At 70.5% G+C, this 11,868-nt stretch carries 12 protein-coding genes and 1 pseudogene; 5 read left to right on the top strand and 8 right to left on the bottom strand.

The window, feature by feature from the left end; genetic code table 11:
* Positions 1-20 precede the first annotated feature (20 nt).
* Positions 21-494, bottom strand: a complete 474-nt coding sequence (locus AB0383_RS17425) for a MarR family transcriptional regulator (protein ID WP_364171880.1) — start codon at positions 492-494, stop codon at positions 21-23.
* Positions 495-659: 165 nt separating this feature from the next.
* Here AB0383_RS17425 and AB0383_RS17420 point away from each other — a divergent pair, with 165 nt between their 5' ends.
* Both AB0383_RS17420 and AB0383_RS17415 read left to right on the top strand, forming a co-directional pair.
* A complete protein-coding gene (locus AB0383_RS17420) occupies positions 660-1,625 on the top strand; it encodes an alpha/beta hydrolase (protein WP_366187853.1) in 966 nt (321 codons plus the stop codon).
* A 151-nt stretch (positions 1,626-1,776) separates the two neighbouring features.
* Positions 1,777-2,988 (top strand): alpha/beta hydrolase-fold protein, encoded by a 1,212-nt coding sequence (locus tag AB0383_RS17415; RefSeq protein WP_366187852.1) that lies wholly within the window; start codon positions 1,777-1,779, stop codon positions 2,986-2,988.
* 284 nt (positions 2,989-3,272) lie between these two features.
* Here AB0383_RS17415 and AB0383_RS17410 read toward each other — a convergent pair whose 3' ends face one another.
* Positions 3,273-4,199, bottom strand: a complete 927-nt coding sequence (locus tag AB0383_RS17410) for a hypothetical protein (protein ID WP_366187851.1) — start codon at positions 4,197-4,199, stop codon at positions 3,273-3,275.
* Between the two features lie 185 nt (positions 4,200-4,384).
* Here AB0383_RS17410 and AB0383_RS17405 point away from each other — a divergent pair, with 185 nt between their 5' ends.
* Positions 4,385-4,972, top strand: a complete 588-nt coding sequence (locus AB0383_RS17405) for a DUF4383 domain-containing protein (RefSeq protein WP_366187850.1) — start codon at positions 4,385-4,387, stop codon at positions 4,970-4,972.
* A 129-nt stretch (positions 4,973-5,101) separates the two neighbouring features.
* Here the strand turns inward: AB0383_RS17405 and AB0383_RS17400 are convergent, their stop codons facing one another.
* The 5 genes and pseudogenes from AB0383_RS17400 to AB0383_RS17380 form a co-directional block, all read right to left on the bottom strand.
* Positions 5,102-6,064: an SCO0930 family lipoprotein gene (locus AB0383_RS17400; protein WP_366187849.1), complete on the bottom strand. Its 963-nt coding sequence runs from the start codon at positions 6,062-6,064 to the stop codon at positions 5,102-5,104.
* Between the two features lie 127 nt (positions 6,065-6,191).
* Positions 6,192-7,559: a 3-carboxy-cis,cis-muconate cycloisomerase gene (pcaB, locus tag AB0383_RS17395; protein WP_366187848.1), complete on the bottom strand. Its 1,368-nt coding sequence runs from the start codon at positions 7,557-7,559 to the stop codon at positions 6,192-6,194.
* A gap of 63 nt (positions 7,560-7,622) precedes the next feature.
* Positions 7,623-8,159, bottom strand: a complete 537-nt coding sequence (locus tag AB0383_RS17390; RefSeq protein ID WP_364171867.1) for a DinB family protein — start codon at positions 8,157-8,159, stop codon at positions 7,623-7,625.
* Positions 8,160-8,195: 36 nt separating this feature from the next.
* Entirely contained in the window at positions 8,196-8,759 is a 564-nt protein-coding gene (locus AB0383_RS17385; RefSeq protein WP_364171865.1) for a TetR family transcriptional regulator, read from the bottom strand.
* Positions 8,752-9,495 (bottom strand): annotated as a pseudogene (locus tag AB0383_RS17380) (SDR family NAD(P)-dependent oxidoreductase); the annotation flags it as partial. The pseudogene AB0383_RS17380 and the gene AB0383_RS17385, both read right to left, overlap by 8 nt.
* A gap of 356 nt (positions 9,496-9,851) precedes the next feature.
* On the opposite strand from AB0383_RS17380, the gene AB0383_RS17375 reads away from it, so the two are divergent.
* Complete coding sequence (locus AB0383_RS17375; RefSeq protein ID WP_366187847.1) at positions 9,852-10,103, top strand: hypothetical protein; 252 nt, start codon at positions 9,852-9,854, stop codon at positions 10,101-10,103.
* 65 nt (positions 10,104-10,168) lie between these two features.
* On the top strand, positions 10,169-10,300 hold the full coding sequence (locus AB0383_RS17370; RefSeq protein ID WP_366187846.1) for a hypothetical protein: 132 nt from the start codon (positions 10,169-10,171) through the stop codon (positions 10,298-10,300).
* Here the strand turns inward: AB0383_RS17370 and AB0383_RS17365 are convergent.
* On the bottom strand, positions 10,291-11,850 hold the full coding sequence (locus AB0383_RS17365; RefSeq protein WP_366187845.1) for an AMP-binding protein: 1,560 nt from the start codon (positions 11,848-11,850) through the stop codon (positions 10,291-10,293). The genes AB0383_RS17370 and AB0383_RS17365 overlap by 10 nt on opposite strands.
* Positions 11,851-11,868: the final 18 nt, after the last annotated feature.

The raw sequence follows: 11,868 nt of genomic DNA, 5'->3' as shown, positions 1-11,868 counted from the left end.
CACGGTGCGCGACAAGCGGATCAAGCCGTGGTGATGGCCTCCCGATAGGCGTTCACGGATTCCGTCAACTGGTCCATCGAGACGCGCAGCTGAACGATCGTCTCGAGGTCGAAGCCCAGCGCGCGGCCGATGTGCGGCGGGATCCGCTCGGCCTGCGCGCGCAGCGCCTCGCCCTTGTCGGTGAGCGTGATCCGCACGGAACGCTCGTCGTCGGCCTGGCGCTCGCGCGTGACGAGGCCGGCCTTTTCCAGGCGCTTCAACAGCGGCGACAACGTGCCCGAATCGAGGTTCAGCGCGGCGCCGAGCTCCTTGACCTGCTGGGCGTCGTGCTCCCACAGCGCCAGCATCACGAGGTACTGCGGGTACGTGAGGTCGAGCGGCTCGAGCAGCGTCCGGTAGAGCGACGTGACGGCGCGCGACGCCGAGTACAGCCCGAAGCAGAGCTGGTCGTCTAGCAGGAGCGAGCCCGTCTCACCGGGATCCTGGCTGGTCATGGGTACCTCCTCGGCAAGGTGTAACTCTCAATGATCCCCGAGTTGTGCCCGAACGAGCAACTCAAGTGCCTTATATCTCATTGGACTCAGTTTAGTTGTGCGCAACTTAGTTGTGTACTAACTTCATAAGGGTCGGCAACGGACACCGCCTGGAGGAGACCCGAGATGACCACCCCGAATCCGCAGAACCTCGCCCTCGAACCCGCTGCGCAAGCGTTTTCCGAGGCCACGGCCGCGCACCCGTTCCTGTTCGAGCTTCCGCCGGCCGAAGGTCGCAAGGCCGTGGACGGCGTGCAGGACGGCCCCGTCGAGATGCCGCCCGCCGACATCGAGGTCGTCCAGGTTCCGGGTGGCCCGAACGGCGACGTCGAGGTCCGCATCGTCAAGCCCCAGGGGGCGACCGGTCCGCTGCCGATCCTCGTGTACGTCCACGGCGCCGGCTGGGTCTTCGGCGGCTTCCACACCCACGAGCGCCTGGTCCGCGAGCTCGCCGCCGGCACCGGCGCGGCCGTGGTCTTCCCCGAGTACAGCCTTTCGCCCGAGGCGCGCTACCCCGTCGCGATCGAGGAGAACTACGCGGTCGCGAAGTGGGCCGTCGAGCACGGCGCCGAGAAGGGGCTCGACACCTCGCGCGTCGCCATCGCCGGTGACTCCGTCGGCGGGAACATGACCGCCGCCCTCACGATCATGGCCAAGCAGCGCGGCGACGTGCGCTTCCTGCAGCAGGTGCTCTTCTACCCGGTCACCGACGCGAACTTCGACACTGAGTCCTACCACCTGTTCGCCACGGGCTACTTCCTGCAGCGCGACGCCATGAAGTGGTTCTGGGACCAGTACACGACCGACGAGGCCCAGCGGGCCGAGATCACCGCGTCGCCGCTGCGTGCGTCGCTCGAAGACCTGGCGGGCCTGCCGCCGGCGCTCGTGATCACCGGCGAGGCCGACGTGCTTCGCGACGAGGGTGAAGCGTACGCGGCGAAGCTGCGCCGCGCGGGCGTCGCCGTGACGGCCGCGCGCTACGCCGGCGCCATCCACGACTTCGTGATGGTCAACGCGCTGCGCGAGACCGGGGCCGCCGACGCCGCGATCAAGCAGGCGATCAGCGTTCTCCGTGGCGCGTTCGAGGCCTGAAACCGCAGCTGAGACGCCTGGCGGGCTACCCTCTTGATCTTGTGACGGCGCTCACCTGATCACAACGGGGGTGGCCTGCCGAACGTTTCTTGTACAGGGGTTTGTACAGCGGGTTCGATCTTCCGGACGCGCGCCGGAGGAGGGGGTTCCCGTGCACCTGAGCAGCATCCGGCTGGACTCACCGGTCGAAGTGATCGTGATCGGTGTGCTGGCCGTGCTCGCGGTCGTGGCCGTCCCGTGGTTCTGGGACCGGTGGCGCAAGCGCAAGCAGCTCGGGCGCAGCGCCACCGTGCTCACGGCCGTGGTGCTGATCGTGGTGAGCGTTTCCCTGGTCGGCAACCTCATCGGCGGCTTCTTCCCGACGCTCGGCTCGCTGCTCGGCACCGGCGTATACGCGGCCGAAAGCGCCGACGCCGAGGCCGGCGACAACGGCGCGGACCTCGACAAGCTGCGCGACCTCGGCGTGGTGCACGCGCGCGAGGGCAAAGGGACCGTGCTGCACATGAAGGTCATCGGCCGGCGCACCGGACTTGTGCGCGACGTCGCCGTGTACCTGCCGCCGCAGTACTTCCAGCTGGCCTACCGCTCTCTGAAGTTCCCGGCGATCGAGTGGATCCCGAACTACCCGTCGGGCCCCGAAGTGGCCACCAGCGGCTACCACCTGCCCGAACAGCTCGACGCGGCGATCGCCAAGCACGTGCTGCCGCCCACCGTCGTCGTGATCCCCGACCCGACGGGCGTGCCGAAGGTCGGCCACGACACCGAGTGCGTCGACGAGGTCGGCGGCACCCCCAACGACACCTACCTCTCCGCCGACGTCCGCGAATGGGCCATCCAGCGCCTCGGCCTCAACCCGGCGCGCGGCGCGTGGACCATCGCGGGCTGGTCCTCGGGCGGCTACTGCGCCATGAACCTCGTGACGCGCCACCCGCAATGGTTCGCCCAAGCCGTCAGCGTCAGCGGCTACGACCGCGCCCAGGTGGACTCCGAAACCGAAGACCTCTTCCACGGCCGCCACGACATCGACGACGCCAACAACGTCCGCGTGAACGTGCGCCTGCATCCGTCCCCTGTGGACATCCTGGCGATCTCCGGGGACAAGGAGAGCTACGAAAGCTTCGCCATCGACCAGATCCGCGCCGCCGCCCAAACCCCGGTCCGCTTCTCCTCGTGGCGGATCCCGGACGCGGGACACAACATGAACACGTTCAAGTCGCAACTGCCCGACGTCCTGGCGTGGATCGGCGCGCGCATCCCCGCGCCTTGTGCGGCCGGCCGGCAGGTCGACCTCAGCGGAGGCGTGCGGCCGTGGCCGCTGCCGAAGTCGGGGGCGCGCGGTGCGTTGTCGGCGACGGACGAGTGAGGGCGCGCGCAGCAGCGGTCCGGTGTGGACGGTGGCGAGGTAGCGATCGCCGGAAGTGCCGCGCTCGGGGCATGTTGTCGGCGAAGGATGGGTGGGCGTCGAGGGGCCGCCTGCGGATCGACTCCGCGCCACAGTGGAAGTTCTGGTCCGGGTGCGTTGGGCGCCGGAAGCTGCCGGGGCCGTGCGCCGCCGGCCGACAGGTCGACGTCAGCGGAGGCGTGCGGCCGTGGCCGCTGCCGAAGTCGGGGGCGCGCGGCGCGTTGTCGGCGACGGGCGAGTGAGGGTCACGATTTCAGCAGTGGCAAGAGGTTCTTCACGACGGACGTGATCTGCGCCGACGCGGTGGCGTAGCTGACGGACTGTGGCTGTTCCGTGAGGACGGTGACGATGAAGCGGTCGCCGTCGCCGACGAGGCCGGAGGTGTGGAGCATGCGGGTCGGGCGGCAGCAGGACCAGCCTTGCTTCACGGCGAAGTTGCCGGGGCCCAGGGCGTCGGGGATGCCGAAGTACTGGCGGAAACCGTCGGCGCCGAACTCGGTGGCGCCGTGCAGGGCGGCGAGGATCACCGTGCGTTCGAGGGCGGGAGCTTTGGTGAGCAGGTAATGGTAGATCTTCGTGATGTCGCCGGCCGTGATCTCCGTGTCGCCCCAACGGCCGGGGCTGGTGGGCGGGTGGGTTTTCGTGAGGCCCATTCGCCGGATAGCGTTTTCGACGATCTTCGTCTCCCCGTTGGCGACCCAGAGCGTGCTGGCGGTCGTGTCGTCGCTGCGGGACAGCATTTCCTTCACGGTGCCGGCGGGCGTGCCGTTCTCCAGGGCGGACAGGGCGATCATGAGCTTCACCAGCGACGCCGACGTGTAAGTGCGGTCCGCGTTCACCGACAGCGCGGTGGTCCCCGTCGTGCGGTCGTAGACCACGGCGCTCACGTGCCCGCGCGGGACGAGCGCCGACAGCGCCTGGGTGCTCGGCTTGCCGGCCTTGGCGCCACCGGGCGTCGACGAGTTGCGCGCCGGCGGGATTTTGGCGGACGACGTGGGCGACGGGGTGTCCGGAGGCGCGGAAACGGTCGAGCTCTCCGAGCCGGCCGCGGCGATCGGCGTCGGACCGAGCGCGGTGACGACGTGCCGCGCCGGCTCCGCCGCCACGAGCACCAGCGCGACGAGTGCCCCCAGGCACAGCCCCACGAGGAAGAGGACGTTCACTTTGCGCATGACCGGACTTGTCCGATCACCCGTTCGGTGTTGCCGAATCGGGGGCCTTTTGTGGCATTGATCTCGAACAAGCCCGAACCCGGTGACGCTCCGAGGGCCTGCGGGCAAGCACCGGCGTTTCACTCCGGGCGAAGACGGGGTACCTCCTTCGCGTGAGTCAGCTCACCACGGGAAGGACTGGAGTCATGGTTCATGCGCACGGAGCCCGGATCCGGGTGGAGGGCCTGCAGCCCGCGCAGGTCCTGGCCGCCCTGGTGGGCGTCGCGTTCCTGGTCTACGGCGTCATCGGCTTCGCGAGGACCGGCGTCGGGGGCTTCACCGGGCACCACGAAGCCGGCTTTTGGCGGTTCTCCGGCAACCCGATGAACAACCTGGTGCACGTGGTGACCGGTGTGCTCGGCCTGCTGCTCGCGTTCGGCTCCGGCCGCGCGCGGACCTTCGGCTGGCTGCTCTTCTTCGGCTACGGCGTGCTGTTCGTGTGGGGTCTGATGATCACCGGCATGGTCGCGGCCAACCCGTTCGCCGTCGCCGGCAACCCGCTGGACCTCACGACGCCGGACAACTGGCTGCACCTCGGCATCGCCGTGCTGGGTCTGGTGATCGCGATGGCGCCGGCGCGCCGCAAGGTGCGGCTGCCGGACGAGGACGTGGAGCCGATCACAGCGGATGGGGCCCAGACGAGCGTGATCGAGCGGGTCGAGGACGACGACCACGCCGGGTCCACCCGGGAGATCCAGCCCCGCGACAAGCGCGGTCCCGGCCTGGCGCACTAGAACACCCGAAGGCCCGGCAACTCCCGCAGTTGCCGGGCCTTCGGTGTGTTCGGGAACTGCCGCTCCTTCCGTCGCCCGCGGCCGGTTGTCCTGACGACGCGCTGTCGGGGCGCGGCGCCGGGTCTGGGGTCAGTAGCTGTACGGGTCGCTCGAAGCGCCGGCGGCCGGGGCGCTCGTGGTCGGCTTGGCCGGGGCGGTGCCGGTGCTCGTGGTGGTGCCGGACTTGCAGCCGTTGGGCTCGATCACGAACCACGTGCCCTTCACACCCATGCCGTTGGCCTGGCCGGGCGCGGTGTCCTTCGAATACCGGTACAGCGGCCAGCCGCCGAGCGTGGCCTGTGTGGTGCCGTCGGCGCGCTTGACGCTGCCGAGCAGCTTGGCGTCGATGCCGTCGAGTGCGACGTCGCCGCTGGTCAGCATGGGCGGCCACAGCTTGGCGCAGTCACCGTCGCAAGTGGACTTCGAGGGTTTCTTGCTGTCCTTGGTGAACAGGTAGAGCGTGAAGCCGTCCTGGTCGACCACGGCCGCGCCGACGCCCTTGACCTCACCGGCGCTGAGATTCACACCGTCCGAAGTGGACTTTCCGGCCTTGCCGCCCTGCGGGGTGGCCGCGAACCAGGTGCCGTTCACGCCCTGGCCGGTGGCGTCGCCGGGCGTGGTGTCCTTGGCGTAGGTGTAGAGCGGCCAGCCGTTCACGGTCACCTGCTCGGTGCCGTCGTCGCGGGTCACGCTGCCGACGAGGCTCTTGTCCACGCCGTCGACCTGCACGTCGCCCTTCGACAGCAGCGGCGGCCACGCCTTGGCGCAGTCGTCGACGCACGCGGACTTCGGCGGTTTGGCGGTGTCCTTGTCAAAGCGGTAGAGGGTCTGGCCGTCGCCGTCGGTGAGGACTTTGCCCAGCTCACCGACGTCGGTGGCCGCGAGTTTGACGGCCGTCTCGGTCGCGGCCGCGGCGTTGCCGACCTGACCGCCCCCGGTCCCGCCGCCAGGCACCGGCGTGGGTAGAGCGGTCGTGCCCGAGCAGGCGCTCAGCAGCGTGAGCCCTGCGGCCGCCGAGACGACGATGACGCCCGTGCGGAACCTGCGAAGCATGAAACTTCTCCTTGGGTACGTGGTCGCCGCGCCAGGCGCAGCTGCCGGTACCCCCCGCGTTCCGTGAGGAACGCTTCCCACCCTCCTACACGGGCGGGCGGGCGGAGCGGTTCAGCAGAAGTCGCGACTACTTTCCGTCACCGTCACCGTCACCGTCGAGGGCGCGGTCGACCAGCTTCCCGGCCGCGCCGGTGTACTGGGCGGGGTCGAGGAGGTCGTCGAGCTTCGCCGGGTCCAGGACGTCGGTGACCTGGGAGATCTCGGCGAGGACGTCCCGCAGCGGCCGATTCTCGCTTACCGCCCGCTTCGACGCTTCGCCGAGCACGTCCTTCGCCCGCGCCTTGCCGAGCAACGGCGCCAGCGCGGCCGACAGCCGTTCCGACACGATCAGCCCGTGCGTGAGACCGACGTTCTCCCGCATCCGCTCCGCGTCCACGGCCAGGCCGCGCGCCAGCTCGACGGCCGTGTGCGCCGCCCCGCCCGTGAGACGCAGGCACTCGCGCAGCAGCTGCCACTCGGCCTGCCACCCGCCGGCGGACCGCTCGTCCTCGGCTAGCCCGGACTGCGTCACGCCCGCTGCCAGCACTGGCACCTGCAGCGCCGCCGAGCGGATCAGGGCCGACAGCACGGGGTTGCGCTTGTGCGGCATCGCCGACGAGCCACCGCCCGTGGGCTCCGCGACCTCGCCGATCTCGGTGCGCGTGAGCACCTGGACGTCGACCGCGAACTTGCCCAGCGCCGTGGCCGTTTGGGCCAGCGCGGCCACGAGATCCGCGACGGGCGTGCGGTTCGCGTGCCAGGGCAACGGCGTGGTGGCCAGGCCGGTTTCCTCGGCGAACGCCTCGACGAGCCGCTCCGCGTAGTCCTCGGTGCCGTCGCCGTACTCGACGTACGCCGCCAGCGTCCCGGCCGCGCCGCCCAGCGACACGGGCAGCTCGAGGCGGCGCACCCGCTCGGCCGCGTCGAGCACGTACTGCCGCCAGCCCGCGGCCTTGAGCCCGAACGTCGTCGGTACGGCGTGGGCCGTCAGCGTCCGGCCGGGCATCACGGTGTCGCGGTGCGCGCGAGCCAGGTCCGCAAGCGCCGACGCGGTTGTCGCCAGGTCGTCTCGCAGCAGCTCCAGCGTGTTCCTCGCGACGATCATCAACGCCGTGTCGACGATGTCCTGACTCGTCGACCCGCGGTGCACGTAGTCGGCGTGCTCGGCGCCCACCGCTGTCGTCAGCTCCTTGACCAGCCCGACAACGGGGTTCGCCGTCGCACGCGCCGTCTTCGCCAGCGCCACCACGTCGATCTCCCGCGCCACCTCGGCGGCCTTCGCGGTGATCGCCTCCGCGGCCCCGGCCGGCACGGTCCCCAGCCGCGCCTGCGCCCTCGCCAGCGCCGCCTCGGCCGCCAGCATCGCCCCCACCACCGCGTTGTCCCCGGTCACCGCCTCGACCGGCGTCCCCGCCCGCACAGGCGACAACAACCCGGAATCAGGATCGACGCTCATGCCGCCCAGCATCGCACGCAGGACTCGCCGCCACCGCGCTTCTGTGCGGAGCCTCGCATCGGGTCAGTGGCCCACCGTGCCGTCGAGGGATTCGCGCAGCAGATCGGCGTGGCCGTTGTGCCGCGCGTACTCCGCGATCTGGTGCACCAGCAACCACCGCAACGTGAACGGCTCACCGGTCACCAGCGACGTTCCCCGGTCCTCCAGCGAGGAAGCCGCCGCGACGATCTCCCGCGAGCGCGCGCACTCCGTGCGCCACAAGGCCATTGCCTCGGTGACGTCGCCGTCGAGAGAGTCGAAGTCTTGGTTGGGGTCGTCGTCGGAGTAGTGGAGGAGGGGCACGTCGGCGCCGGCGAATTGTTGTTGGAACCACCAGCGTTCGACACCCGCGAGGTGGCGCAGGATGCCGTGCAGGGAAAGGCCCGACGGGGACACGGCCTTGGTCGATAGGGCGTCCTGCCCGAGGCCCGCGCACTTCACCGCGAACGTCTCGCGGTGCCAGTCGAGGAACGCGACCAGCGTGTCGCGCTCACTGGCGAGCCTGGGGATGGCCTCTCGCGTGCTTTCGGCCACGGGCGAGAAGTGCTGAGGAATCTCCATCCGCCCACGGTCTCACCCGGCACCGACAATTCCGGCTCACCGCGCAACCAGCCGCGAAACCGCCGTGGCCAAGGCCGTCCGCTGCGAATCCGTCCACAACGCGGCGTTCCCGGCCTGCGCGATGTTGCCGTATGTCAACGCGAGGATCAGATCGAGCAGCGCAGCGGCCGGCAACGCCGACGACACCGCCCCCGAGGCCTGCGCCGCCGCGATGCCCGCCACCTTGTCGGCCATCGCGCGCGAGACGGGGGCCAGCGACGGCAGCAGGTCCGGCCGTTCGAGCGCCTGCCACAGGTTCAGCCGCACCATCCGCGGGTGGGCGCGGTAGAAGTCGAACACCTGGCACGCGTACCCCGGCAGGTCCTCGGCGTCGAACGTCACCGCGGCCTGCGCCTGCAGCACCTTCTCCGTCAGCACGGCCTCGAACAGCCCGTCCTTGCTGCCGAAGTACGCGTAGATCATGCGCTGGTTCGCGCGCGCCCGTTCGGCGATGCGGCCGACGCGCCCGCCCGCGAGCCCGGCGTCGGAGAACTCCTCGATGGCCGCGTCGAGGATGCGGCGGCGAGTGGCGGCGGCGTCTCGGGCCGGAACCTCAGTCATGGGCGTCCACCGAGCGGCTCGGCTCCTCCCAACGGTCCAGCTCCGCGAGTTTGCGCTGCTCCGCGGGCCGGATGAAGTCCACGGCCTCGCCTGAAAGCGGCAGCCACAACGGCGGGTCGGTCAGCTCGAACACGCTCAGGATCATCGCCGCCGCCCGCACCGGGTCGACGCCCGGGGCCTGCCCGGTGGCGTGGGCCGTGCGCATCGGCGCCAGCACGGACGCGTACGCGGGGCTCGGCTCGGGCGCGTCCATCGACGAGTACAGCGACGTCGCCATCGACCCCGCCTCGACCACCGTCACGCGCACGCCGAACCCGGCCGTCTCCAGGGCCAGCGCCTCGGAGAACCCCTCCAGAGCGAACTTCGCCGTGACGTAGGGCCCGAGCCCCGCCGCCGGTGCCAGCCGCCCGCTCACCGACGAGATCTGCACGACGTGCCCCGCGCCCTGTTTCCGGAACACCGGCAGCGCCGCGCGGCTGACGTGGACCGCGCCCCAGAGGTTCGTCTCGACCTGGTCGCGGAAGTCGGCGAGCGGGGTGTCCTCGAGGCTGGAGACGTTGGCGTAGCCGGCGTTGTTGATCACGCCGTCGAGCCGGCCGAACTCGTCCACCGCGGCCTGCACGGCGTCCGCGGCGGCCTCCGGATCCCGCACGTCCAGGGCCATGGCCCGCGCCGATTCGGGGTACGCCGACACGAGGTCCGCGACCGCGTCGCAGCGGCGTGCCGTGGCCACGACCCGTGGCCGGCCTCGAGCGCCGCGACCGCGAGCGCGCGACCGAGGCCACGGGAGGTTCCAGTGATGAGCAGTGTGCGTGACATGGCCAGCCTCAAGTAAGTAACTGAATACTTACTACGATAGCGGAGGATCCTCCACATCGCTAGGGGGCCGGTCCCGGCAGGATCGACCTAGGCTGCGAACCGTGAGCGACGGCGCGCCCCGCGAAGGACGGTTCTTCCCGTTCGCCGAAGACCGCGATCGAGCTCGACTTCCCCGACGATGACGCGAGGCAGCGCCTCGCGATCGAACAAGACCTCCGCTACCGCCGGATCCGCCACCGAGATCGTCCACTGTGGCCCATCGCCACCGTCGCGATGATCACGCTGGTCTTCGGCATCGGCAGCCCGAAGACACCGTTCCCGCTGTGGGTGCCGATCGTCGTGCTCGTCCTCTGCACCGTCGGCATCGGCGCGGTCTCGCAGCGCGCGCGCCGCTGGCCACCGCTGCTTCGCGGGGCCAACGAGCTGTGGGGCGTGCCCGTGCCCGATTTCGCGTTCGATGACCTCGTGCGGATCAAGGGCACCATGCAGGGCATCGACGATCTGTACACCGACGTGTACGGCTAGGAACCCGAGGCCATGCGGGCCTTACGCGCAACCGCAGGGGATTCACGCGCCTCGACCAGGGGTTCATGGAACAGCTCCACGACACGCGCCGGGCCTGGGCCGAGTCCACCGACGCGTGGCACGCGCAGGCGCGGCTGTTCCACGACTCCGCCGTCGAGATCATGGAGTTCGGCGACCGACTGCGGGCTCAGCTGTAAGCGAGCTCCCGCTGCCGCAGCACCTTCCGAAGGATCTTGCCCGCGGCGGACTTCGGGATCGCGTCCACGAACTCCACCTGCCGCACCTTTTTGTACGGCGCCACCCGCTCGGCCACGAACGCCTGCACCGCGGCCTCGTCCAGCTCGGGTGACCGGCGCACGACGAACGCCTTGGGCACCTCGCCCGCCTCGTCGTCGGGCACGCCGATCACGGCCGCGTCGGCGATGCCCGGGTGCGTCAGCAGCAGCGCCTCCAGCTCGGCCGGCGGGACCTGGAAACCCTTGTACTTGATCAGTTCCTTGAGCCGGTCGACCACGTGGAACACGCCGCGGTCGTCGACGGTCACGATGTCGCCGGTGTGCAGGTAGCCGTCGCTGTCGATGGTCGCGGCGGTGGCGGCGGCGTTGTTGAGGTAGCCGCGCATCACGTTCGGGCCGCGCACCCACAGCTCGCCGCGCTCGGCGTCTTGGCCGGTCACGGGGTCGACCACGCGAGCCTCGACGCTCGGCATCAGCACCCCGATCGACCCGCGATCGACGTCGGGCCGGTCGGCCGGGATGCCGTGCGTGCACGGGCTGGTCTCGGTGAGGCCGTAGCCCTGCAGGACCGTGACGTTCAGCCGCGCGGCCAGCTCCTGGGCGATGCCGGCGTCGAGCGGCGCGGCGGCGCTCATCACCACGTCGACGCAGCCGAGGTCGTAGTCGGTGACGAACGGGACCTTCGCCAGCGCCAGCGCGATCGGCGGCGCGATGAACAGGTGGTCCACGCGGTGCTCGGCCACGGCGGCGAGGAAGCCCTTGAGGTCGAACCTCGGCATGGTCACCACGGTCGCCCGGTTGAGCAGGCTGATGTTCATGATCCCGTTCATGCCGTAGATGTGGAACAGCGGCAGCACGGCGATCGAACGCTTGCCCCGGCGCAGCTCCGTCAGCGGTTGCATCTGGCTGAGGTTCGCGACGACGTTCCGGTGCGTCAGCAGCACGCCCTTCGGCAAGCCGGTGGTGCCCGAGGAGTACGGCAGCACGGCGAGGTCCTCGGCCTTGGGTTCCGGCGGCGCGGCGGCGGTGCCGGCGAGCAGGTCGTCGAGCGACGTCACGCCGTCGGCCGCGTCGAGCACCACGATCTCTTCGACGCGTACGCCTTCCTCTTTCACGGCGGCGCGCGCGGTGCCGAGCCCTGCGGAGGTGGTGAACAGGATCCGCGCGCCCGCGTCACGCAGCTGGTGCGCCAGCTCGGCGGGAGTGTTGAGCGGGTTGGCGGGCGACACCGCAGCGCCCGAGCGCAGCACGCCGTGGAACACGACTGGGTACTCGGCGCAGTTCGGCGCGGCGAGCACAGCGACGTCGCCCCGGCCGATGCCGCGTACGGCCAGCGCGGCGGCCAGGCGCTCGACGGCCGTGGCGAGCTCGCCGTAGGTCAGGCGCCTGCCCGAGCCGGCGTCGATGACCGCCGGGTGCGCGGCCTCCTCGGGAGTGAGCGAGCCCAGCAGCAGGCCGGTCAGAGATCCGTCGGGGATGACGACGTCGGGGTAGGTGCTGCGAATGGCCATCGCTCCTCCTGGGCAGAC

This window comes from Amycolatopsis sp. NPDC051373 (assembly GCF_040689465.1).
Classification (GTDB): domain Bacteria; phylum Actinomycetota; class Actinomycetes; order Mycobacteriales; family Pseudonocardiaceae; genus Amycolatopsis.
Note: the sequence above shows the minus strand (reverse complement) of the source record. Positions and strands in the feature narration are given on the sequence as shown.